This window comes from Coleofasciculus sp. FACHB-1120 (assembly GCF_014698845.1).
Classification (GTDB): domain Bacteria; phylum Cyanobacteriota; class Cyanobacteriia; order Cyanobacteriales; family FACHB-T130; genus FACHB-T130.
This window is the reverse complement of record NZ_JACJTV010000025.1, coordinates 25,480-49,835: the sequence shown is the minus strand read 5'-3', so window position 1 is coordinate 49,835 and position 24,356 is coordinate 25,480. Positions and strand designations below refer to the sequence as shown.

Here is a 24,356-nt window from a genome sequence, read left to right as displayed (position 1 = left end):
TTACGAAAGACTCCAAGACGAACCGTGTTAATTTTTGCACAGTTTAACGCAGCAACAGCAAAACCCCCTGCAACAAACCCACGACAAACCCTAAAATGCCTCCTAAATTAACAATTGCTTGCAGTTCACTTTTGACGATGCCTTGAATTGCCATTTCCAATTCCGCCGCCGATGTTCCCTTCACTCGGTCAATAATTACCTGATCGATCGACAAAATCGGAATTACTTGAGCGACAATTTTTTCGAGATCCCGCTCCAAATAACGCTCTAAAATTAAAGCCAATTCTTTGCTAACCACTTCTAAGGAAGCGTTCACAGCAGGCGATGTTCGCAGCCGACCCAGAATTAACTTAGCAATATTTTCCCAGTCCACAGAGTCACTCAATCCCTGCAACAAGTCAGCGCCCCGCTCTTGAATATAACTGCGGACGCTGTCGCGCATCGTTTTCCGCAACTGGCGCACTGTCGAAACGGGCAAGTTTTGTAAAGAGAGATTTTGCAGCCATTCCTGCAAACGTTCTCGAATTCCCAACGAGAGAATCAACTCTGTTATCCGCTGATTTGTTTCCTCTTTTTCATCCAGGCAAAACGTCCGCAGGCGCGTCAGCGTGTTGCGAAGACCAAATAAATTCGCCACCACCCAGTAAGTGCCACTCGTCTTTGCCCGAAAGCCTTCATCAATCACCTGAATATTGCGGTCAGTCAAAAAATCTATCAAAGCTTGCCGCACAATATCTGGTGGTAGCACCACTTGCAATATCCAGTCAGAAAGCTTCTTTGCCTGATCGTCATTCAGCTGAAATTCCAGCAAAACCTTATCAAAAATTTGGTTGAGTTGGACTTCCAGAAAATCCTCGCGGCGGGCTAAAACTTTCAGCAGGCGAGGAAACGATTCCCCCAGCAAATCCCGCAGAATTCCCGCCATGATTTTAGCGGTTTTCTGCTCGGCATCGGGTTTCACCTGCTCTAGCGCCAGTCGGAGTAACCAAAGAATCGCTCCTTGCACCCGTTCGGTATGCAGTAGCCGTCGTGCCAGCTTTTGCAATTCTTCTGGCGTCAGCAGAGAACCCATGATGGTGTCAGAAACCCGGTTGGCTAGGCGTTCCTGATTTCGGGGAATCAATCCAGGCGTGAAAGGGACGCGCCGCCCACCGATGTAAAGAGTCCGATAGGGGCGGAATAACATTTTAATGGCGATATCGTTGGTGAAATAGCCAATAATTGCACCAACAATCGGGGGGCTGACGTAAAGCCAGAGGTTAGACCAATTCAAGGCGGCGATCCAATTAGGCAGGGGTTACGTTTTAAGGGAAGTTATGAATGTTGAGTTTCAAGCATTGAGTTAGGGTCAATTCATAACTCATAACTCAACACTGATTACTCAAAACTCATCTGCTACCCCCTACTACCATCTTAGGCTTTGGTTACTAACAATACGCCCATCACCCCACCCGCAATTTGATAGTGGGTAGCGGCGGTAAATCCCGCTTTTCCGGCTAAATCTACTTGTTTGCTGCCCGTGGGAAATTTATCTAAGCTAGGGCTAATGTAGGCATATTCTTCAGTCAATCCCATTTGTTTGGCAGTTGGGACGACGATGGTATCGAGATACCATTGCTGAAAGCTTCGCATTAAAGGGTTGCTGGGACGATGGAAGTCTAGGATAGCGGCTTTGGCACCCGGCTTGAGGACGCGGTGCAATTCCTCAAGACAGCGGGGAATATCGGTGACGTTGCGAAGTCCGTAACCCATTGTGGCGCAGTCGAAATGGTTGTCGGGGAAGGGGAGATTCAGGGCATCTCCTTCTATCCAGGTGATGGGGCACTTGTTTTGGGTGTCCCTATTTTCGCACCGCTCTCTGGCGATCGCTAATTGCGCCGGTGAAAAATCCACCCCAAAGACCTGACCTTTTTCTCCCACCTGTCGCGCCAGTAGCTGGGCAATGTCACCACTCCCACAGCAGACATCTAAGCAAATATCTCCCTGACTGGCATGACTCCACTTCACCGTCATCAGCTTCCATACGCGGTGCTGTCCCAGACTTAAGCGATCGTTAAGCTGGTCGTAAACGGGTGCAATGCGGTCAAAAATGGCTTGGATATGCTCAGAAGTCATGATGTTACAGTTGCGAATGGCGAATGGAAGACTGGCTAATGGGAAATTAATTTACCCAATTAGCCAGTCTTCCATTACTGATGAGTGCGGGTTGTGGTCAGAACCAGAGCAACCTGCTGGGCAGATAGGTGAATAAGTCTCAACTCATCTTCGCGCAGTTTGCAGGGTCGTTTCCACTGGAGTGATAGCAACGCTAGCACGTCGCCTCGGTAGATGATGGGGATTACCAGATGCGCCTGAAGACCGGAAGCTTGGTATTGTTCGATACTCTCTGGAGGGGGATTTCCCGGAGTATTCACCCAAATCTGAAGTTTCCCGGATGCGATCGCATCCTGTACCAGAGGGTCTTTTTCCAGCCAGTTTTCCGTGTCGCCTCCGGCACTATAAGTTCCTTTTGCCGCTACCAGCTGATTGCCTTGTACCTGCTGTAAAATACAGCCATCTGCTGCGAAATTCCTGCCAAAGGCACTGGCAATGGGTTCTAGGGTTGCTTCCACATTGGGAGACTCCTGAGCCACTTGCACAATCGTTGCCAGCAGTGCCGTTTGTGCTTGAGCGCGATACAGTTCCTCCGTGCGTTGCTTCAGCAATTCATAGGTATCTGCTGCCCGCTGGACTACCGCCTTCAATTCGTTGGGGTCCCAAGGCTTGGTGATGTACTTGTAGACTTGTCCAGAATTAATCGCTTCTACCAAATCTTCCACATCGGTAAAACCCGTGAGGATAATTCGTACCGTATCCGGGAACTTGGGCACGGTTCTGCTCAAAAATTCCGTTCCCTTCATTTCTGGCATCCGCTGATCGGAGATAATCACGGCTACTTCCCCTTCTGTCGCCAGCACTTCCAGGGCGTGAATACCGCTTTCGGCTCTCAGCACATTGAAATCTCGTCGAAAAGTGCGGTAGAGCAAGTCTAAATTATCTGGCTCATCGTCTACCACCAACATTTTGGGCTTCTTGGGGCGTTCTAGGCTCATTAACTGACGGCTGATACTATCAAGCTCTGGAATAGCATTGTCCATAACGATACAACAAACTCTTGGTCAACTTGTTAATGCAAATTCAGATACACAAAACATCTATCTTAAGACCGATTGTTTAGTAGCACTTTCGGGAGAAATGATATAACCAGGAATTTCCGGTTTCAGGGATATCCAAACTAAAACTTGCGATGTAAATTTATTCGTGACCCGAACGCGATACATTTAAAAACGTTCCTGGTCGCTTGATAGCGATGAAAAGCTTTTTGGGGTCATTATGACTGATACACCTTCCTCAGACACTCCCGATCGTAGCCTTCAACCAGAATCAGAGAACGTGAATGCCGAAGATTTGCTGTTGTTGCTCCGACGTAAAGAAGGAACCTGGGTTGACTGGGGACACTCCTGTGCCAAATTGCAAAAAGCTGGTTACAGTACCCAAGCGATTTTTGAGGCAACCGGCTTTGAGCCGGTGCATCAGAATCAAGTAATTGTAGGCTCACAGGTTTATACGTCGTTGGTGAATGGTGGGGCGGTAGAAGAAGTGCGATCGCACTATTCTCGCACTGGCAGTGATATTTTATACGAGTTGCGGATTCTCACTGAGCCAGAACGGGTCGCAGCGGCAGACTTTATCCGAGCCAGAAACCTCGACTCCGATGTTGCCCGTGAAGTCGCCAAAGACGTGAAAGAATTGTCCCGGATGCGGACTCTGCCACAGGGATTTACCGACCATCCTGGAGACGCGGTTGCTTATCAGTATTGGAGACGGGCAAAACAATTAAGTAATTTGCAAGAGCGATCGCGTTTTCTTGCACGCGGCTTAATGTTTGCTCACAGCCAAACTGCTCGAAATCAAATCGAACAGCTGCTAACTGAAGGAGTCGCTGGTGCTGCCCCTCGTCGCGCCCCCTCTTTGCCCCTGTACCGACTGGACGAGGACGAACAACTCCCTCGGACGATACCCGTCGCCGGTGCCTTGCCTTTGACACCCGCAGACTTACAATTGGTTCCCCCAGTGGAACAAATTGAGCCGTTCCGCTTAGTGCAAACTTCTTGGAGTGGATCTTGGGTATCTCTACCCGGTTGGCAAGTCGTCTTGAACGCACAAGACCCGGTCGTCATTCTCTGCAACAGCAGCCAGTTGCCCAGCCAACATACCAACAAACCGGAAGGAATTCTAGTTCTCATCGATCGATCTCGACAAGAATGGAATGACAGCAGCTATTTTATCGTTGACCAGTCAGGAGAGCTGCAACTTCACTGGTTCCCCGATGCTCCTACTGTGCCCATCTTGGGACAAATCCTCCTGGTGTTGCGTCCGAAGAAAATTGTCGATGAAGACATGACTAAGGATTTATGGCAGATTGAGGAATAGTTGTCAATGGGCGATCGGAGTTTTGAGTTACAGTAGAATTCTTTAATTCCAGGACTTAGGCAAAAACACTCTCAAACTCTTATTCTTGTCTAAAGCGAAGATATAGCAGTCCTATTTGAGTTGTAAATTTTTTTTAGGAACCGCGAAGACGCACTAGCGAAGCCATGCGCGTTAGCGCTATAGAGCGCGTTGGCGTAGCCTGCGCGAAGCGCTTAGCGGGACTTAAACAAATTTCAAGGCTCTAAAAAGGCTGAAAAGCTTTCCAGGCAAGGGAAAGACGTCGATGACATAAAAACGCCTGAAACCCTTGTAAACACTGGATTTATGCATATTCGAGCTGAAAGTCTTTCTCTGTTTAGGTTTTAAGCCATTTTCGCCGTGGTTTTTGCCTAAGTCCCATTAGGAAGAGTAAGAAGAGAGAGCCAAGATTTCATGAATCATTTAGGATTGAGATCGCGCTTCGCAACACTTACGCAGTTCATTTTTCCGTTCCTGGTTCGTAACTCCTAAACTCAAAACTCAAAACTGGCTAACGACACCGATATAGCTGATAAGGAACCCCGATTCGGTAGTGCTGAGTAGAGTCAATCGTACAACTCGTTGGCTCGGCAAGTGCCAAAGACTGGGGATAATCGACCCGCTTGAGTCCAGGGGCAACCACCCACAAGTTCAGCGGCGATTCCAATGGAGTTTGGATAGCCGAGAGATTTTGCCAAAGGGCATCATAAGTAGGTTTCGCGTTTAAGAAAGCAAAGTAGGCTTTCTCGTCCTCCGGCTCAAAATCACCGATGCGGGGTGCCCGAATTTTTTCGACTGCCAGGGCAAAGCTTAATCCCAAAGCGACATCCTGGGAATCGTGGTATCCCACCACAACCATGAGGGGAACGGTGGGTTCTAAGTTCATGTGGTGGGAGACTTGCAAGGGGTTAAAGGGCTTTAAGAATGCCAGGTTAGAAACAACAAAGACACTGCTGAGAAGGGAAACTAGCAGTACAACTGAGGACTGAGGACTCAGGAGTAAGTATCGATCTTGCCTTTTGTGCTGAGTTCGTGCATTTCCATCAAAATTTTCTTGGGCATTTTCAGTCGGCAATTCTTTTGCCGCATTCCCAATTGTCAGCATAGCTCCCAAAAGGGCGCACAAAGCTGGGTAATAGACAAAGTGATAGCGGGGGGCAATGGTGATGTCTTTGTCTAGCAGGTAGACAATGGCTAAGAATTGCAGCAGCACGCAAAGGGTGAAACTACCCAAGGTGAAAATTGCTGAGTAGGAGAGGGGCTTAAAACGACTTGGATTTACCTGCGTGCGTCCTCCAGAGGCGGTTAATTGCGTCTTTCCCTTGAAAAAATTATAAATTTGCCATCCCAGCCAACAGCCAAACAGAAGCATCAACAGCCCCGATGGAATCGCAATCCATAAAGGCTGACTTTCTACGGGTAGGGCGATCGCCATCAGCAGCCAACCGACCAAAGTTTGGTATAAAGGAGCAACATTATGAGGAGACGGAAGCCAACTGGTTTCGGAACGTCCAGAATGTCCCAGTAGTACCGGCAACCAAGGCAGAAAGCTGAGTACAATCCCCAAAATTGTCAGACTCAGCCCAACCCAGGTGTGAATTTTGAGCGATCGCCGCCGCCAGTAAAATATCGTCAGGAGCGTCACCAGCTGCGCCACGAAAGCCAAGACAAAAAAGTAGTGGACGTAGAAGGCAATACTGTTGACAACTCCCCAGCCAAGCCAAACGCGCCATCCCGTCTGCCGATTTTTTTCCAGGTCTTGCTGAATTTGAATGAATCCTACCAGTGCCAAGGTAATCAACAGCACCGGGAGGGTGTAGTGCCGTGCTTCTTGGGAGAGGTAGACGCCAAAAGGGGAAACCGCCATGATTGCGGCGGTCATCAAACCGACAGCGGGGAAGAAGGCGATGCGACCCAGCCAGTAAATTGCCGCGATCGCGCCGACTCCGAAAATTGCAGGGAGCGATCGCAAGTCCGTGCTGAGAAGTAGGGGGACGGTAGCGCCGTGTCCGTACTCATGGCTGAGTAATTTTAGCCAGCCGTGCATCAGACAAAAAAATAGGGGAGGATGGGTAGACTGAGTTGCAAGTGTATGAGCAATTTCAGCACAGCTAACGTCTGGCTTCAGGGTAAAAATTTGCTTTAAGGTTGATAGGGGAAAAACTATGTCGAGCGGGACATCATTGTAAGTCCGTCCCAAACTAAATAACCCTGTAATCACCTCATCTAGCCACAGCGGTTTCAGGTCAAGATGCCAAAACCGCAAAGCAGCGCCCAAGACAATTACCCCAGCTAGCGCTAAATAATGTAGAAAGAACTTTAGGCGATTCATGTTTTTCTGTTGTTAGCTGCTAATTAGTAAAAAGTTTTAAGTGTTAAATTTTGAACTAAAAAATTCTCTTGGAACTCAAACCTCAAACGCGATAAACCGCGACTTTACAACTCAAACCTCAAAACTTAAACCTTAGACGCGACAAACCGCGACTCTACAACTCAAAACTCTCACAAGCCATTAGCCATGAATGACGATAATCTTATTCACCCAGATGGTACAGCAGCCCAAATGGTGCCGGATTTGGCTCAGGTGTCGCTAGCAGCAGTGCGCGAACAGGCAATGCAGCGACTCCGCAATGGGTTGCGAGCGGGGCAGCAAAGCATGGCTGACTGGCGAGGTGGCCCTTTGGCGGTGTCTGCCGTACCCGGTGCGGGTAAATCGACCGGGATGGCAGTGGCGGCGGCTTTAGCGATCGCTCGTTACCAATTGCATACTCGACGCTATTTAGTCGTTGTCACCTTTACTCGCTCGGCTGCGGCAAATATTAAAGCCAAGATTCGGCAGTGCCTGCGGGAGGATTTGCGACTACCGCAAACTGGCTTTGTTGTCCATACGTTACACGGTTTGGCACTGAATATTGCTACCCGCCATCCAGAGCTATCGGGTTTGAATTTGGAAACGGTAACTTTGGTTTCTCCGAACCAAAGTCACCGCTTAATTCGGGACTGCGTAGAGCGATGGATTTCTCACAATCCTCAGCGCTACTCCACGCTGCTGGAGGGATTGCAATTTGATGGGGAAGAAACCGAGCGGTTGCGCCGTCAGGCAGTCTTACGTACCGAAGTGTTGCCCAGTCTTGCTAACACAGTCATTCACGAAGCAAAAAGCTCTGGATTGTTGCCGGAGAATTTGTGGGAACTAGCAAGACAGACGCCGGATGATTATGGAATTTTGAGTGTAGCTGCTGGGTTGTACGAGCAATATCAAGCTTTATTGCGATCGCGCGACTTGATCGACTACGACGAAATGATTCTCGGTGCCCTGCGGGTGCTGCAAAACGAAAGCGCCCGCCAACTTTGGCAAAATCAAGTCTTTGCCGTCTTTGAAGATGAAGCCCAAGACTCTAGCCCCCTCCAAAGCCGACTTTTAGAAATTCTCGCCGCTCCACCCGCCAGCAATTCCCCAGCCCTCAACTTGGTGCGCGTGGGAGACCCCAACCAGGCGATTAACTCCACTTTCACCCCTGCCGATCCGATTTACTTCCGTCGCTTCTGCGAAGCCTGCGAAGCCCAGGAACGGTTGGCAACGATGGATCGCGCGGGTCGAAGTAGTCAAACCATTGTTGATGCCGCGAACTTCGTCCTGGAGTGGGTGAATCACACCTATGGAGGCAAACCCGACCGTAGGGGCACAAGTCCGCTTACCGCGTCAAAATCCTCCCAAAACCCAACTGAACTTCCCTTTCGTCCCCAAACGATTCATCCCGTTGACTCAGGAGATCCCCAATCTGACGCCAACCCCGAACCAACGGGTCGAGGATTGGAAATCTATACCCCCCGCGACATTTACCATACCGTCCAGCTGATCGGAGAACGGACGATCGAATTATTTGAGAAAAATCCCAAAGGTCGGGCGGCGGTTTTGGTGCGGGAAAATCGGCAAGCCCGATTTGTGGCTGAAAGGCTGAGTTATCTGCAAGCTCAGCACAAAATTCAGGTGTACGATGTTTCCCAGAGCGATCGCCACTCTAACGTCCCCACCGAAATCCTCGCCCTCTTACAATTTCTCGATCGTCCCCACTCCCCCGACTACATAAAAGCCGCACTAGAGGTACTCGTACAGCGTCAGCTGATTCCCACCCAAGACCTCAACGCCCTCGCCACTTTTCCAGAGCAATTTCTCTATCCCGGGCCGCTCGATCCTCCCCAAACGCCGCCCGTGCATCAGGCGGCGCGGTACTGTCGCAGTTTGCTTCGCGCCCGCTTGGAACTGCCCCACTACCAATTGCCGACCTTTCTCGCTCTCACCTTAAAATACGACCCGTCCGAACTCGCCACAGCGGATAAATTAGCCGAACGTATCGCCCAACAAACCTACGGCAACAGTTCTATGAGTTCCACTCTGGAAGTCTTAAGCGAAATTGTGAATTCCGAGCGCTTTGAACCCGTAGAAACTGAGGACACAGACGCCCGCTATGTCCGCGCCGGTCAACTCACCATCATCACCATGCACAAAGCCAAGGGACTGGACTGGGATTATGTCTTTATGCCGTTTTTGCACGAAGATAGCATTCCCGGCAGTCCTTGGGTGCCCACTGCTGCCCAATTTCTGGGCGATTTTACCCTAGCAGAGGTCGCTAGGGCACAGATTCGCGCCAGTCTTCACGGTCAATATCCCTTACCCCCAGCACCCGCAGCCTGGGAACAAGCGGGACAACTCAAAAATGCAGAGGAATTCCGCCTCCTCTACGTGGCGATGACACGGGCGAAGCGCCTACTCTGGATGGCAGCTGCTCAAAAGGGACCTTTTCGCTGGAATACCTTCAACTGGAATAATCAAGACAATTTACAGGAGAAAAAACCGTGTCCGGTGATACCCGCGTTGAAGAGTCGCTTTCCTAAATCGGTGGTTGCTTTGTCTAGGATGCCGAGTTAGTTTACTTTTTCTGTTTGCGCTTAAGTCGTGAAGTTGCACCCAAAGCACCCAATGCCAGTAAACCCAATCCAGAACCGGGTTCGGGAACCGAAGCGGTTTGAGTAGCAGCTTGATAAGTCAAGTTGTCAAATCCAACTGAACCTGTGTTGCTGAAATCTATAACTGCCCGTTTTACTGAAGTTCCGTTGTATGCAAAAGTTTTACCCACAACAGCCTCTCTTACCGGAGAGGGAAACACGTCGATTATGTCTTCATCCAGAAGCACTTGCTGGATGCTAATAGAACTTAACGCCTCATTAAAGAGTTCAATAGTAAATGTAGGCATAGGCTGAAATTGAAAATTCACTAAACTTGCCACGTCGAACATGAGTTCTGCCGTCGGCATGGTGAAGTCAAGTGTAAGGATACCAGGGGCATTGGTTGCTAAAACGGGGGGTGATAAATCTAAGTTATAGAGTATAGTTCCTGGTGGGCGACCTGCTATTTCTGATAGATCCAAAGTTCTTACAACATTGTAGGTGGCAGCAGTTGAGTCTATTCCATCTACTTTGAAATCAAAGGTGACTCCCTTAAAACTTAAATCATCTACTGGTTGAGTGGGTAGTTCATTAAAAGTCAATGTGGTCAATGTGGCAGCTTGTATGCTTCTAGGTGCCATCAGCGTAGATAAAGAAACTGAGCAGATTGTGCTGAAGGTTAAGGCTGAAAATGTTTTTCTTAAGGTAGCCATACGAATCATTTTTCCAAAAGTTATAAGTTGATGAAAGTGCAAAAGTTATAACTTGATGAAAGTGCAATGCGATCGCTATCTATAATTAGTCGTTGATCTGCTGTTTCTGTTTACGCTGCATCATTGAACCAGCACCCAAAGCACCCAATGCAAGTAAACCCAAGCCGGAAGCGGGTTCGGGAACATCCTTTGGAGGTTCGCTAGACACTCCGGGATCGGCGCGGAAAATGCCACTGGTACCATCCGCAAGTCTGGCAAAAAACGCTACCTGACCGGCATTATTTAATCCCTCTCTGGAAAAACCAAGGCTTTCCACTGTGGAACCAAATAGAGTATTACCAGTAGTAATTACCTTATCTTTTAGCGGATCGGCTCCAGTGAAGATCCCTGTCCCTCCTGCATCCAGTTTAGTAAAAAAGGCAATGGTTCCCACATCATTAATTGAGGGAACGCCAAGAAAGCCGTTAAAGGAGCCGCTCGTGTCTGCAATTAAGGTCGTTGTTATGCTGTTGCTAGCGAACAGAGCTTCATTTTTTCCTCCTACAAATGGCACTGGCGGAGTATACCAATCATTGCTTATATCAATAGCCGGAGGAGCATAAAAGGCAACAGTTCCTACATTATTGAGGGCAGGGGAACCAAAGGCAGAATCCTCAGGATAATTATTTCCAATGCTGGCAACAAGGGTCGTTGTGGTGCCGTTGCTCGTGATAATTTGCGTGCTAGGACCCCCGCTTTGAACTCTATAGGCTACAGTTCCTTTATCATTGATAATTGGAGAATTGACGCTGCCATAAAAGGTAGTATCGATAACTTTTCCCTGGCTGGTGACAATACCCTGTCCCCGGTAGAGTGTCTCTATAAAAGCTACAACTCCTGCATTATTAATCGAGGGCGAATAAAAATCACTAAAGTAGTCCTTCGCTACAATAACGTCATCATCAATCCAGGGTGACTCAACATCATTCGAGCCGGATTGCGGGAAAGCAAGGGCGACAGGAGTGGGCGTTGTTGTTCCGTTTCCCGTGAAAATACCTGTGGCTACCTCCGCAGCTAGGACAGCGCTGAAGGCGACGGTTCCTCCATCATTAATGGAGAGAGGAGTACGAAAGCTACTAAAAAAATTATTGGTGTTGGCAATCGTGGTAATTGTAGAGCCATTACCCGTGAAAATACCTATGCCTCCTGTATTTAGTCCAGCCAAAAATGCAGCGGTTCCAGCATTATTTAAGGCGGGAGATGACAGAAAGGAACTGAAGCGATCGCTTGTATCTGCAATTTTCGTAAAGGTGAAGCTGGCAGATTGTGCTTCTCCTGCTGCCAAGAAGCTGAGGCACAAGCCCATCAATGCGGTGGGAATGCTGAAGTGGAATTTCACGGCTATTTCTTTCCTACAACTGCTTGAGTATTAGTCTGCTGTTTCTGTTTACGCTGCATCATTGAACCAGCACCCAAAGCACCCAATGCGAGTAAACCCAAGCCGGAAGCAGGTTCGGGAACATCCTTTGGAGGTTCCCCAGGCACTCCCTGATGATCGGCACGGAAAATGCCAGTAGTGCCATTAGCAAGGCTGGCAAAAAACGCCAGCTGACCGGGATTATTGAATCCTTCCCGGAAAAAGCCAAGGGACGTTACGGTGGAACCAAACAGGGTATCACCAGTGGCGATAACTTTATTAGTTAAAGAATTGGAGCCAGTAAAGATACCTGTCCCTCCCGCATCCAGACCCGCTAAAAAGGCGACGATTCCTGCATTGTTGATAGAGGCAGCACCAAAGTTGCTAAAGATGCCACTTGTATCGGCAATGGTAGTCGCTGTGGTGCCGTTACCTGTAAAGATGCCTTCTCCCCCGGCATCTAAGTCAGCGTTGAAGGCGACTGTTCCGGCATCATTGATCGAGCCAGGACCAAGGTTGCTAAAGATGCCGCTAGTATCGGCAATCGTAGTCGTTGTGGTGCCGTTGCCTGTGAAAATTCCACTACCTCCCCCAATTAAACCTCTTCTGAAAGCGACGATTCCTTGATTATTGAGCGAGTTGGACTCGACGGAACGACCGAGAGTGCCACCATCGAAATTAGGAGCTTCACCACTGGCGATGAAGGTGGTTGTGGTTCCATTACTTGTCACAACTGTGCTGAAAGCTGTCTCCTCGAACCCGTACCCTTGAAAGCTATATGAGAAGCTGACAGTTCCTTGATTATTGAGCGATGGAGAATCGATGGTAATGCCGCTACGTCCAGATGTTACAAAATCATTCCTAATAGTGTTTGTTGTGGTTCCGTTGCTTGTAAAAATGCCTTTCCTGAATATCACAAAGTCAGCTGGTGGGGGAAGTATTATTGTCTCTAAATCGGCAATAAAGGCAACGGTTCCTTCATCGTTGATAGAGAGATCGCTAGAGGCGATAATTGGGAATACCGGGGAGACGCTGGTGTTGGAAATGGTAGTAATTGTTTCTCCATTTCCAGTAAAAATTCCTTCGCTAGTTCTGAAGGCAACAGTTCCTTGATTATTGATGGCGGGAGCATCAAAGAAAGAGCTGAAGGAGCCATTGGTATCCGCAATTTTCGTAAAGTTGAAGCTGGCAGCGTGTGCTTCTCCAGTTGTTAAGAGGCTGAGGGAAAAGCCCATCAATACTGTGGGAATGCTCAAGTGTAATTTCATAGCTATTTCTCTTTTGAAATGGAGTGACTAGCGACAAGAGGAATTACTTGTTTTGCAACTACCAAAAATTTGCCAGAATGTGCAGGATTGAGTTAGGCAATTGATTCTGGCAAATATTGCTAATTGGGAGCTAGTTTAGGCTTGTGACGAGGACGATAATTTTCTTTTGCGGATTAGCATAGAAGCGCCTATCACACCTAATGCGATCGCTGCCGTTGGTTCTGGTACGGGTTCGACATCATTCACAGGTTTCTGAATGACATCAGCATATGGAATACTATCAGTAGGAATATCTTTGAAATATGCCAATACACCCATACACTCACCCAAAAGGCAAGACTCAGCAGGCACATCTAAGCCTAAAGTGAACTGCAATTGAGGCACTGATAAATACACATCTCTAAAAACTAAGGGGCTTCCATTCAGCACTATATTGTTATTGAGTCTTGCAATTTCCGGAACACCATTAAAGATGTTGATACCGTCTACCGTTAACGAGAAAAAGTCTAAAACAACGTCAAGGTCAGTAGAAAAAGGTGGTGTTGTTGCAACCTCTTCAAAGATATCCTCGTTTATGCCGTAGCTCCCTTCAATTGTTCTTCCATCTTCAAACTCTCCTTGAAAATTGAATGTTATTGCATTTGCGGGAGACAAATTAACTGTCCCCAGAGAAACAAAGGCTGCAATAACAGTCATTGACAATTTATTCCACATTGTTGAAGTAGACATAAAATCATCCTCGGTAAAGCTAAAGGTTGATAAAATCGGTGCTGTTTACTGCTTAAGGAATCGCCATCAATCTGCCAAAACTTGAGTAATCGCAGACTGTTGCAAAGCAGTTGATTCTGGCAAATATTGATAATTGAAATCTAGTTTAGGCGTGTGACGAGGACGATAATTTTCTTTTGCGGATTAGCATGGAAGCGCCTATCAGACCAAGCGCGATCGCTACCGTTGGTTCTGGTACGGGTTCTGCGACATTCACGGGTTTATGGGAAACAAATCCATCTCCGAGAACGCCTGGAAGGCTTCCACTTCCAAAGCCAAAAATCGTAAATCCTTGACATTCTTTAACTAAACACTGAGCAACAGGTTCATCTGGCCCATTATCAGCGGTTGCTACACTTAGCCGAAGGACAAAAAAGTCATCCTGAACATCTAGCCTTAAAAGCTCTCTGAAAGAAAAGACTCCATTTACCGGAATCAAAGATGTTAAAGATGAGTTTGATGGCTTGCCACTAAAGACGTTATTGCCATTCACGCTCAAGGAAAAAAATTCGAGAGGATTCTCTACCTGTAGGTAAGGATCTTGTATTCGTACATCGCTAACTAAGAATTCGAGGAGATCATCGGCGACGGTGTAGCTGCCTTCGAGTGAGTTTATCGCTCCGTCGATAGCAACATCCCCTTGAAAGTTAAATGTTATGGCGTTCGCCGGAGCTAAATTAACTGTTCCCAGAGCCAAAAAGGCTGCACTAACAGCCATTGACAATTTCTTCCACATTGTTGAAGTAGACATAAAAATAACCCTCCGTAAACCTGAATATTGATAGTTGGAATTTCACAAAGAGCGATCGCCACGATTGTCCTACCAAGAGCAACTGTGTATCTTTGGCGCTCAACAGGAGCGATAAATATTTGCGGAAATTATTTAGGCTAGTAATCTGGCGATCGCCTGAGTTTTACAGTATTTTCGCCTTTCATGAAAGCTTCACATTTTTTTTACGAAAATGATAGTAGTTATACTGAATCTTTATCAAAACAATAAACTTTGAAGAGCCAGGAAACCGAGAAAACCGCTAAAGCCCTGATGATTCGGTCAGTCTAGCTTTAAGTGGTTCTACTGAGACTATATGAAGTTTTGGTTTAGATAAAACAAGTCAGGCTTAAGGTAGATGCATAATGAATGTTTTATTTAAATTTCCTTCTTTTTGAGATTCATCTACTACCACAGAAATAGTAGGAAAAACTGTAAGTTCTAGACGTAGAATGGATTGATTTTTTGAATCTATCTTTTGATAGATAAAGTGTGCTATGAAGCCGATAACAGTCAAAACTGCCCACACTCTCACACCAAAGACTGATTAAAGTCATTCTTGAAATTGACACGATCGATTTGTACAGGTTGCTTCAGCTCGCTCGGGAGCGCAAGTATAGCGATAAACCATTTGGCACGCTAGGCGATCGCAGAGGGTAAAAGAATGATCAATTCAATGATGATTATTGGGGGCGTGACCTTATTCGTTGCGCTAGGAAGTCTCTTGTTTAGACCGCGCGATACTCAATGGGTCAAAAACTTGACCCGACCTAGTTGGCTTGTTTTTGAGCCTCTGATTCCGTTTATCTGGACGATTGTTTTTGCAGGCGGAGCTTTATCAGCAACCATAATTTGGGAACAAGATCCAGGTAGCCTGAAAACTTGTTTATTAATGGCACTTTATCTACTCTTGGAAATTGTCACAGTTGCTTACATTCCTACCACGCTCAGACTCCGCAGCCTTACAGTCGGTACGGTATTAGGAGGTTCGGGCGTTATTTTAGGAGTTCTTTTGGCATTGGTTGTATTACCGATTTCTGGATTAGCGGCTCTTTTATTACTCCCTTATGTGCTTTGGAGTCCGGTTGGAACCTATACGACTTGGGAGATGATTCAACTGAATCCTGAGTCTATATAGTTAGGAAAGGCTTCTAAGCCGGTTTGAAATCTATTTGTAAAGACCCGAAATTTTGCCTCTCGACAGTCAGCGAAAACAGACTTCGTTTGATACAAGCTCTCGCAACTTCTACCCCCCTTCCACAGAAGGGGGGTAGAAGTTGCGATTGTAAACATCACCAGGTACTTTCTCTCAACAAACCATGATGAATTTTCAACAAGTATTCGGTACAGAACCAGAAATCGAAGCCAGCGCACCAGGACGGGTAAACCTACTAGGCGAACACACTGACTATAACGATGGGTTTGTCCTCCCAACAGCTATCCCCCAAAAAACGACGGTACAATTGGGATTTAGCAAAGATGAACAGCACCACTTTTACTCTGCGGAACTCGACGAAAAAGTAGACGTTTTAGAAAGCACTCATACGCCATCTAGTTTCGCAAGTTATATAGTTGGGTGTATCCGACTTTTAGAGCAGCAAGGTAATACCATCCCGCCGGTTAATGTGTACGTTACATCCTCCGTTCCTATTGGTTCGGGTTTGTCTAGCAGTGCGGCGCTGGAAGTGGCGACTCTCAGAGCATTGCGTAAGTTAGCCGAGGCGAAGCCATCGCTACTTTCACTAACTCTCGATGATGTGCAAATCGCCCAACTCGCCCAGCAGGCAGAAATTCACTATGCTGGCGTGCAATGCGGAATTATGGATCAGATGGCGTCGAGCCTTGCTGACACCGATTCGATGCTGTTTCTGGACACGCGCACGCTGGAACGTCAAGTTCTTCCTTTCCCAAAGGGAGCAGAAATTGTGGTAATCGATAGCGGCGTGCCTCGTACCCTGGCGGCAAGTGGCTACAACCAGCGACGCGCTGATTGTGAGGAAGCAGCGCGGTTGTTGGGAGTGAAGGCGCTCAGAGATATCACCGATCCGCAAGCTGTAGAGTCTTTACCGGAGCCGCTGCGGCGTCGCGCTCTTCATGTGGTTACAGAGGATAACCGGGTGCTGGAGGCGATACAGGGAGTCTCTGCGGAGCGCTTTGGGGAGTTAATGAATGCTTCTCATGCCAGTTTGCGGGACGATTACGAAGTTTCCGTCCCGGCGTTGGATACGCTGGTGAGGATATTGCAAGAAACCCGTGGTGTATTCGGCGCACGCTTGACGGGTGCTGGTTTTGGGGGCGCTTGCGTTGCTTTGGTGGAGGCTGGGAACGCGGAAGTGATCGCTCAAAATGTACTTCAACGCTACAACGGATCGGGTTACACCGGACGGATTCTGGTTCAGTAAGACTTAGCAGGGTTATACACTTTATACACTCAGGGGAAGGGCGAGCAGCCGAATCATTAGGGCATCGGCTTGCACGCGATCGCTTCTTGAACTTTCTGGGTAATTAACGCTCGAAGTTCCTCCTTGCCACGCTGACGCTGAAAGCTAGCGCCTTCCTCAGTGGTGGCATAGAGGGGTGGCAGTCGATTGAGCGCATAAGCAGCAATCTCTCCCAGATCCAGAAGGCAAGGGTTGGTTACTTCCATTTTTAGCACCTGCACACTCGCTTCTATTAGCACCAATGCTTCCATCACATTGATGAACTGTTTTCCGGGAATCGCGATCGCTTCATCGGTTAAAAGTTGCCCGAATAAACGATCTAAAGCAATGTAGTCGTCAACAGAAATTTCCGAAATTTCGCAGATGCTGCCAATCTCTTGGGCTAGAGTCGGCGTCATATATCCATCCTGCAAAGCTTGTTCAACAATCGTTTCTATCGTGAGCTTTTCCAGACTCATCGCGCCTCTCCCTGACAATCGCATTTCAAAACGGCAAACCTGCTATGATTCTGCCTTAGATTTGAAATTCATAACTTGTCTAATTAGACTAAATAGTGCTAACTTTATAGATTGTGTCGAATTAAAGACCATTCATGCCTAAACTGAAAACCCGTAAAGCAGCGGCAAAGCGTTTTAGAGCCACCGGCAGCGGCAAAATCGTCCACCGCAAAGCCTTCAAAAGTCACCTGCTACAGCACAAGAGTTCTGACCGGAAACGGCGGATCTCTAAAATGGCTCTGGTGCATGAACGCGATGAAGAAAATGTGCGCTTGATGCTGCCCTATTTGTAAGGAAGCAATTTGCTTTCGATGACGAGTCTCTAGTCAATTACTAATGACTAATGACGAATGACTGCTGACCACCGATCAATAACAACTCATAATTAGCCATGACACGGGTAAAACGCGGTAACGTTGCTCGCAAACGCCGCAAAAAAATTCTCAAACTAGCCAAAGGCTTCCGAGGTTCTCACTCAACTTTGTTCCGGACAGCCAATCAACAGGTCATGAAGGCGCTGCGTAACGCCTACCGCGATCGCAAGAAGCGCAAGCGCGATTTCCGCAGCCTCTGGATTACCCGCATCAACGCCGCAGCACGTCAGCACGGCATTAGCTATAGCCAGCTGATGGGCAAATTGAAAAAGGCGAATGTCCAGATTAATCGCAAGATGCTGGCGCAGATGGCTGTTCTCGATCCCGCCGGCTTTGACAAGGTGCTGCAACTAGCTACACAGGCTCAAGGGTAAAGGATGAAGCATCTAGGGCTTTGTCCTTCCCGAAGGGTGGGATGAATGAAGCTCGCCACTCGTCTGTTGCCGTGCCTCGTTCCCAGGCAATGCCTGGGAATGTTTTTTCTTTGGCTCTTTGCCAGTATAAAATCGCCAAATTTAGCGGTTGCTGCCGAGCTACAAGAGATTGTGGAGCGCGGCTACCTAATTGTTGCAGTGAAAGACAATGTCCGTCCCCTGGCTTTTCGGGATGGGGAAGGCAAACTGCAAGGGCTAGAAATTGACATTGCCCAGCGTTTAGCAGCAGAACTCCTAGATCAACCCGATGCGGTAAAGTTGCAGCCGGTGGCGAATCGAGATCGGCTCTCGGTAGTGGTGGATGGAACAGTCGATCTGACGATCGCGAGGGTGACACAAAATGCTTCGCGCGATCGCTTGGTTAACTTCAGCATTCCTTACTACCTAGACGGCACCGCTTTAGTTACCCAGGACGCATCCTTACAAAGGCTTAACGATCTGCAACAGAGAAAAGTCGCCGTTCTGAAAGGCTCGGATACGATTTCTACGGTGCGCTATCTTATCCCCCAAGTTCAGCTAGTTGGCGTAGATTCCTACGAACAGGCGCGATCGCTCCTAGAATCGGGTAACGCCGATGCCTTCGCCGCCGATGCCACCATTCTCAGCGGCTGGGTGCAGGAATATCCCCAGTACCGACTGTTGCCGGTACGCTTATCAGGGGAACCGCTAGCCGTAGTGATGCCCAAAGGGTTGCAGTACAATCAACTGCGGCAACGGGTAAATGATGCGATCGCGCGTTGGAAGCGAGAAGGCTGGCTACAAGAACGGGTTAAGTATTGGGGACTCCCCCAGAGCGATACCAACCGATTTTAGAAAACTTCCGCTAGGGCATCTGTGGCGATCCACCTCTGCCGCAATCACGTCCCATAATGAATAGAGAAAGCAAATTAATCTCTGTATTTGAAGGGCAATGGATAACTCTCTGGCAATTTTTTATCTCTCCTTGTTGCTGGTACTGCTTGCCGTTGCCGGTTGGGCAGTTGTGCGCCAGGTTTTCAAAACCCGCAAAGTTGAAAGTGTCCTCTCCCGGCTGCAAAATAAGCTGCAAAACGACAAATGCACAACCCAGGAGTTTTACGAACTCGGCAGCATCTATTTAGATAAAAAACTTTACACGCAGGCGATCTCGCTGCTTCAAAAAGCTCTCAAAGCTGAGGATGCTGGCGAAGAAACTCTCGCGCCTATCTACAATGCTTTGGGCTTTGCTTACTTCTCCCAAGAGCAGTACGACGTAGCAATTCGCAACTACAAAGAAGCTTTGAAGATAGTTCCAGATTATGTCACGGCGCTCAATAATCTGGGTCATGTTTACGAGAAGAAGAAGTTAACTGCTCAGGCGTTGGAAAGCTATGAGGAAGCGCTGAAGCACGAGCCTGACAATGGCACCGCCAAACGACGCGCCGAATCCTTGCGGAAACGGTTGGTTCCCTCGACTTAAGACTCCTTGTCATCCATGAGGCTCTGCCTCCGGTGAAACTCAAATAAAACGTAACGATTGTAGGGGCGCAAACCTTTGTGCCCCTACAACTTTATCAGCAGCAATTTATGAGTAATATTAAAGTCAGACCAGAGTATTGATTGACTTACCTAAAACTTAGTATTTTTCAGGTAATTGTAAAACGCTCTCAGATAAATTTCAAGTTTTTCTGGTAGCGTCACCGAAGATAAATAACGTTTAACAAATTCCTGACATTCCTCCTCAACTCCTCCAGAACGACGATACATCCCCAAACCTGTTGCCAACAAGTTATTGGTAAACTTAGAAAGCGATGGGAAATTCTTCTTGAGCCAATAAGCGGTAAGGACAATGATTCGGGCTTGCACCTTTTGTTTATCCTTCCTCATAGAATAGGCATTAGAGCCATGTACTCGATAAAGGGCTAATTCTCTATCAAAAATTAGCCCTTTACTCAGCCCTATTGAAGCAAATTCTAAATAACCATCATTAAGACCAATTCGCTTGGCTTCAGGCATTGGCAGAATCTGCTGTAGAAGCGATCGCCTAAAACATAGAGCTGTGGTAGAAGGAAGATTGTCTAATTTATCCTTCAGCTTGCCCTTTTTTATGTGTTCTCGCAGATCGTATTCCCGCTTAAGATTTTCATCACCTTTTTTAGGAATGGATGCAGCTTCATTGCCATTTTGAGTGAGAGAAGGTTTCCCCTCAGCATCCACCCACTTAAGCGAGTGAAAACACCATCCTAAATCTGCGCGATCGCTAAACGCATCTACAATTTCTGCCGCTTTTTCTGACACATAGATATCGTCAGCATCTAAAAAACAAATGATATCTCCAGTACTCGCGGCAAAACCTGCATTAAAAGCCGAAGCTTGCCCCCCATTTTCCTTTAGCACTGGGGTAATTTTATCTTTGTAACCGGCAATAATTTCCCGTGAATTATCAGTAGAACCGTCATCTACTACAATTACCTCAGTGTGAGGATAAGTTTGGTTGAGAGCGCTGTCAATCGCTTCCGCCAAGAAACGAGCATAATTGTAGTTGTTGATGAGAATGCTAACTTTCGGATTATTGTTCATGCTTTATCTCTTCAAACTTTTTAAATTCTATCCATTGCTATGTTACTTTCTTCTCACTCAAAAACTTACTGAATCTATCGGTTCGTTCCTCAATCCAGCCTAATAAATTTCTCCGATTAAACCAGAATCAAAGGAAGAAAATAACGTTAGCTAACATCCAACACCTGCCGATACGCTGTTAAAGCATTTACAAGAGAGTATTCCATAGCCTTTTGCTGTAAAGCTTCAGAATTTCGAGGCTCATCTAAAGTGTTAATAATAGCCTCTGCCATACGCTTCACATCTCCCACAGGTACTAATTTCCCATAGCGACCCTGTTCTAAAATCTCTGCTGGCCCACTTTCACAATCAGTAGAAACAACCGCGGTTCCTCCAGCCATCGCCTCAATTAATACAGTAGGCAATCCCTCGAATAAAGACGAGAGAACGAACACCGCCGATGCAGCCATGTAAGCATAAGGATTCGCCACAAACCCAGGTAAAGCTACAACTTCTGTTAAACCTAGTTCCTGCACCAAAGCCTCAAGCTGGGGTCGTTCTTTTCCCTCACCCAAAATCATCAACTTTGCCGGACGATGCTGCTGCACTTGTGCAAAAGCGCGAATCAGCGTTGAGAAATCTTTTTGCTTTTCCAAGCGTCCTACACCCAAAATCACTAGAGGGGAATCTGGTTTAAACCAAGGATGATCCAAAGGTTCAGCAACTTTTTTAAAAAGTTCCGGGGTAACAACTGGGTTGTAGATTACTTTAACCAGTTCCTTCGGTAAACCCAATTTTGTTAAATCATCCGCCGCCCCTTGAGAGACTGTAACAACTGCATCAGCCCACGGGTAAAACCAGCGTGCCAAATAAGGTGAAATTCGCCTTTTGAGTTGAGTTGAATTTTTGGATTCTATTGAAAGAGTATTATGTACGCTAACGACTATTCGAGTTGATACACCACCTAGTTTTCGACTCCACAAAGCCACCAAGTTCGTATCTTCCAAAGCCGAAAGTAAAGCTTGCGGTTTGTTTTCTTTTAGATAGCGTACCAGCGCGGGAAGACTAGTGATTAGCCGCTTCCCCTGTAAGTCTATGATGTTTACTTCTGGCGGAACCAGGGGCAAAAAAGGTCCTTCGACCTTAACTAAAACTAAATCTACGCTTAAACCTTGCTCGATAAAACCACGAGTCAAGTTAACTAGCACTCTCTCAACGCCACCACCTTCCAGGGAGGTGAGAAAAATTGCCACCTTAGACATTTTGAATCCGGCAATAAATTTTTACCAATCTTAATCAGCAAAAACTCTATTGTATCCCTTTGTAGAGTTTAAGCAATTCTCGGTCAGAAAGAACGCGATCGCTCTTTGTCCCGATAAAATAATATCCTGATGCTGCATCAAATGTACCAGGCTTATCAATTAAAAAATAGTCTAAATATTTTAACCAAAAGGAAGTCAATCGGGTAAAAGCTTTCACCGCCGATTTTGCCGCATCAGATTTCACGAAACTCAAAAGAAAGTATTGATATGACCAAGCTAATGCCATTCCTGGGCCACACACTGCGCCACTAGAAGCTTCTTCAAACTTACGAAACAAACGGCGATGTCCTAAATGAGTAAATCGAGTAAAATCATATCTTCCCATGTGTACTTGTTGCATAAAGGGAGTTTCTGCGTAAACTACTCCTCCTTTTTTAAGTACCCGATAAATTTCTTCTACACATCGGTTGGGATCTAGAACGTGTTCAAGTACAGCTTGTACAATTACCCCATCAAACGAGTTTTCAGCAAAGGGTATGTCGTGAGCGTCACAGATTAATGCTGTGCAAGGACCAAAAGAAACATCAGTGCTAACAATTTCCAGAGCGGGATTGGAAAAAACAGCTTCCATTCCATCTCCCACGATACCCCCACCAACCACCAATATCTTAGGTTTTTCATTCAGCTTCATCACCAGCTTTAAAAACTGATCATAATTGTCTTTTCCCTTGATATTGGCATGAATATCCGGAAGTAAATTTGCAATAACCTTTTTCAATTTTGACTGAGATTGAAAATTGAAAGTTGTATCTTGACGATTTAAAAAATCGCTAAAAGAAAAGATACTTGAAGACTCATTGATTAAAACAGGTATCCCATCAACTACCGGAAAATGAGCCTTACACTCAGAATTTGTACATTCAAATTCCTCTTTGACCAATTCTAACTTTGACTGACAAACTGGACAATTGAGCAATTGTTGCGTATTTTCCGATAGTTTCATCTGGGTATTCATGAAATAATCCCTTTATTTTTGATAGGTAGAGTCAAGTAATTTATCGGACGAAAGGCATAACCAGCTTACTCTGATATCTTGTTATCTCCTTCCCAGGCTGAGCGGGGAAATGCTGACTGTGAGGCTCTCTCTCACATTCTCCGCAAGTTTTTTGCTTGTGAGGGTCGAGGTTCCTCCTATTCCAGTCTGGTTAATCTGGAACATTAAGGAAAGCTTTCTACCCCTGTTTGGCTAACACTTTCTTCCCTGAATCTTTCGCTTTCTTTCCTAGTTGTTAGTGTTTGGATATTTCTTAAAGAGAAAGTGATTGAGACAAACAAAACCCAATAAATAGAATTTGGTTCGACAATCGTACTTTCGGTGTAATTATACATAGGCAAGAACGTTAAGTAGATTAGAGGCCATAGAGCTTCTGATGTTTTACTTGAACGCATATATCTGATTGCCCGTATATAAGCAAAAACCACGCTAATTACAAAAAACAAGGCTCCTAATAAACCAATTTCTACTCCTATATTGTAAAAGCCATTGTGAGCCTGATACACCCTGTATCGAAGTACGCGCCACACATAATCTGACTCTCCTCCTTCTATCCAAAAAGCTTGATACCCATAACCTAGCCAAGGACGCTCCCAAATTTTATGCATGACTGCTTCCCAAATCTCTGTACGACCACTCAGAGTAGGATCTTTCCCTAAACTAAACAACAAATTATCCCAACTGGCTACAGTAAATGTAGCCATACTTCCTCCTATTAATATCAAAGTGATGAAGAAGGGAATTGCCAGGTTATCGCTCCATCGCAAAGCTCTATACAGAGGTAAAAGAATTATTAGAGTAAGAAAGATAACTAGGGCAGTTTTTGAAGTTGAAAGTATAATTAGAGCAGTTGCCAGACCAGCAACACCAAACGCAAGGTAGCGGTACTTGTTACGAAGATCCAGAGCAGCCAGTAATGGAGGAAACGCACATACTAGCATCAGCCGAGCAAAGAGGTTTTTGTGTAATAAAGGTCCTCGCCAAGCTCCCGAATGAGTCCCATTCTCTATTCCCGATCCTCGCAAAACTAGCGTATACAATAAGCTAAATACGACAACTATACCCAACGCCCAAGCGATTATCCTTAATTGCTCTTTTAAGCTAAAGCGGGAAGCCAGATACAATCCAAATAAGGTTGTTATTAATGCAAATACGCCAGCTTTCCTCGATATACTTGGGAAATCAGACCAGAAAAATGAGGTGACAATAAGCCCTATCAAAACTAATAAGAATGGGTCTCTCAGCGCAGGGCGAACAACACTTTTAAACCGGGCAATAATAAAGAATAAAGTTGTCGCATAAATCCCATATTGCAGCAGCGACACCATCCGGTCAAAGGAGGACGAGACGTAAAAGCCGTATCCTGGTACGCCCTCAGACACATTGTAATAGCTGGCAAAATTCAAGACCCCTGTGAAGACTACC

General features: G+C 46.5%; 22 protein-coding genes. 8 read left to right on the top strand and 14 right to left on the bottom strand.

Features of this window, described 5'->3' with window-relative positions; translation table 11 throughout:
• Window positions 1-43 precede the first annotated feature (43 nt).
• The 3 genes from H6H02_RS19635 to H6H02_RS19625 all read right to left on the bottom strand — a co-directional run bounded on the left by H6H02_RS19635 (window position 44) and on the right by H6H02_RS19625 (window position 3,137).
• A complete protein-coding gene (locus H6H02_RS19635; protein ID WP_190820840.1) occupies window positions 44-1,273 on the bottom strand; it encodes a DUF445 family protein in 1,230 nt (409 codons plus the stop codon).
• A 140-nt stretch (window positions 1,274-1,413) separates the two neighbouring features.
• Complete coding sequence (ubiE, locus tag H6H02_RS19630; RefSeq protein WP_190820838.1) at window positions 1,414-2,115, bottom strand: bifunctional demethylmenaquinone methyltransferase/2-methoxy-6-polyprenyl-1,4-benzoquinol methylase UbiE; 702 nt, start codon at window positions 2,113-2,115, stop codon at window positions 1,414-1,416.
• 74 nt (window positions 2,116-2,189) lie between these two features.
• Window positions 2,190-3,137, bottom strand: coding sequence for a response regulator (locus tag H6H02_RS19625; RefSeq protein ID WP_190820836.1), 948 nt, complete (start codon window positions 3,135-3,137; stop codon window positions 2,190-2,192).
• A 235-nt stretch (window positions 3,138-3,372) separates the two neighbouring features.
• Here H6H02_RS19625 and H6H02_RS19620 point away from each other — a divergent pair, with 235 nt between their 5' ends.
• Window positions 3,373-4,473, top strand: coding sequence for a RuBisCO accumulation factor 1 (locus H6H02_RS19620; RefSeq protein ID WP_190820834.1), 1,101 nt, complete (start codon window positions 3,373-3,375; stop codon window positions 4,471-4,473).
• Between the two features lie 529 nt (window positions 4,474-5,002).
• Here the strand turns inward: H6H02_RS19620 and H6H02_RS19615 are convergent.
• Window positions 5,003-6,823, bottom strand: a complete 1,821-nt coding sequence (locus H6H02_RS19615; protein ID WP_190820832.1) for a glycosyltransferase family 39 protein — start codon at window positions 6,821-6,823, stop codon at window positions 5,003-5,005.
• Window positions 6,824-7,054: 231 nt separating this feature from the next.
• On the opposite strand from H6H02_RS19615, the gene H6H02_RS19610 reads away from it, so the two are divergent.
• Complete coding sequence (locus H6H02_RS19610) at window positions 7,055-9,421, top strand: ATP-dependent helicase (RefSeq protein ID WP_190820903.1); 2,367 nt, start codon at window positions 7,055-7,057, stop codon at window positions 9,419-9,421.
• A 1-nt stretch (window position 9,422) separates the two neighbouring features.
• On the opposite strand, the gene H6H02_RS19605 is transcribed toward H6H02_RS19610, so the two are convergent.
• From H6H02_RS19605 to H6H02_RS19585, 5 genes are all read right to left on the bottom strand, one after another.
• Window positions 9,423-10,079, bottom strand: coding sequence for a PEP-CTERM sorting domain-containing protein (locus tag H6H02_RS19605; protein ID WP_190820830.1), 657 nt, complete (start codon window positions 10,077-10,079; stop codon window positions 9,423-9,425).
• A 157-nt stretch (window positions 10,080-10,236) separates the two neighbouring features.
• Complete coding sequence (locus tag H6H02_RS19600; RefSeq protein WP_199329361.1) at window positions 10,237-11,529, bottom strand: choice-of-anchor tandem repeat NxxGxxAF-containing protein; 1,293 nt, start codon at window positions 11,527-11,529, stop codon at window positions 10,237-10,239.
• Window positions 11,530-11,531: 2 nt separating this feature from the next.
• On the bottom strand, window positions 11,532-12,815 hold the full coding sequence (locus tag H6H02_RS19595; RefSeq protein ID WP_190820828.1) for a choice-of-anchor tandem repeat NxxGxxAF-containing protein: 1,284 nt from the start codon (window positions 12,813-12,815) through the stop codon (window positions 11,532-11,534).
• A gap of 135 nt (window positions 12,816-12,950) precedes the next feature.
• Entirely contained in the window at window positions 12,951-13,544 is a 594-nt protein-coding gene (locus H6H02_RS19590) for a PEP-CTERM sorting domain-containing protein (RefSeq protein ID WP_190820826.1), read from the bottom strand.
• Between the two features lie 145 nt (window positions 13,545-13,689).
• A complete protein-coding gene (locus tag H6H02_RS19585; RefSeq protein ID WP_190820824.1) occupies window positions 13,690-14,334 on the bottom strand; it encodes a PEP-CTERM sorting domain-containing protein in 645 nt (214 codons plus the stop codon).
• 682 nt (window positions 14,335-15,016) lie between these two features.
• Between H6H02_RS19585 and H6H02_RS19580 the strand changes: the two genes are divergently transcribed.
• On the top strand, window positions 15,017-15,490 hold the full coding sequence (locus H6H02_RS19580) for a tryptophan-rich sensory protein (RefSeq protein WP_190820822.1): 474 nt from the start codon (window positions 15,017-15,019) through the stop codon (window positions 15,488-15,490).
• Between the two features lie 184 nt (window positions 15,491-15,674).
• Entirely contained in the window at window positions 15,675-16,754 is a 1,080-nt protein-coding gene (gene galK, locus H6H02_RS19575; protein WP_190820899.1) for a galactokinase, read from the top strand.
• Window positions 16,755-16,810: 56 nt separating this feature from the next.
• On the opposite strand, the gene H6H02_RS19570 is transcribed toward galK, so the two are convergent.
• Entirely contained in the window at window positions 16,811-17,251 is a 441-nt protein-coding gene (locus tag H6H02_RS19570) for a late competence development ComFB family protein (protein ID WP_190820820.1), read from the bottom strand.
• A gap of 134 nt (window positions 17,252-17,385) precedes the next feature.
• On the opposite strand from H6H02_RS19570, the gene rpmI reads away from it, so the two are divergent.
• The 4 genes from rpmI (at window position 17,386) to H6H02_RS19550 (ending at window position 19,536) form a co-directional block, all read left to right on the top strand.
• Window positions 17,386-17,583 carry a 50S ribosomal protein L35 gene (gene rpmI / locus H6H02_RS19565; protein WP_190413800.1) on the top strand — a complete coding sequence of 66 codons (198 nt, stop codon included), beginning with the start codon at window positions 17,386-17,388 and terminating at the stop codon, window positions 17,581-17,583.
• 98 nt (window positions 17,584-17,681) lie between these two features.
• Window positions 17,682-18,038 (top strand): 50S ribosomal protein L20, encoded by a 357-nt coding sequence (rplT, locus tag H6H02_RS19560; protein ID WP_190413799.1) that lies wholly within the window; start codon window positions 17,682-17,684, stop codon window positions 18,036-18,038.
• 99 nt (window positions 18,039-18,137) lie between these two features.
• Window positions 18,138-18,911, top strand: coding sequence for a transporter substrate-binding domain-containing protein (locus H6H02_RS19555; protein ID WP_190820897.1), 774 nt, complete (start codon window positions 18,138-18,140; stop codon window positions 18,909-18,911).
• Between the two features lie 97 nt (window positions 18,912-19,008).
• Window positions 19,009-19,536 carry a tetratricopeptide repeat protein gene (locus tag H6H02_RS19550; protein ID WP_190820818.1) on the top strand — a complete coding sequence of 176 codons (528 nt, stop codon included), beginning with the start codon at window positions 19,009-19,011 and terminating at the stop codon, window positions 19,534-19,536.
• A 149-nt stretch (window positions 19,537-19,685) separates the two neighbouring features.
• On the opposite strand, the gene H6H02_RS19545 is transcribed toward H6H02_RS19550, so the two are convergent.
• The 4 genes from H6H02_RS19545 to H6H02_RS19530 all read right to left on the bottom strand — a co-directional run bounded on the left by H6H02_RS19545 (window position 19,686) and on the right by H6H02_RS19530 (window position 24,259).
• Window positions 19,686-20,636 carry a glycosyltransferase gene (locus tag H6H02_RS19545; RefSeq protein WP_190820817.1) on the bottom strand — a complete coding sequence of 317 codons (951 nt, stop codon included), beginning with the start codon at window positions 20,634-20,636 and terminating at the stop codon, window positions 19,686-19,688.
• 146 nt (window positions 20,637-20,782) lie between these two features.
• On the bottom strand, window positions 20,783-21,877 hold the full coding sequence (locus H6H02_RS19540; protein ID WP_190820816.1) for a glycosyltransferase: 1,095 nt from the start codon (window positions 21,875-21,877) through the stop codon (window positions 20,783-20,785).
• A gap of 46 nt (window positions 21,878-21,923) precedes the next feature.
• A complete protein-coding gene (locus tag H6H02_RS19535; protein ID WP_190820815.1) occupies window positions 21,924-22,892 on the bottom strand; it encodes a methyltransferase domain-containing protein in 969 nt (322 codons plus the stop codon).
• Between the two features lie 203 nt (window positions 22,893-23,095).
• Window positions 23,096-24,259, bottom strand: coding sequence for an O-antigen ligase (locus H6H02_RS19530; RefSeq protein ID WP_190820814.1), 1,164 nt, complete (start codon window positions 24,257-24,259; stop codon window positions 23,096-23,098).
• Between the last annotated feature and the right edge of the window lie 97 nt (window positions 24,260-24,356).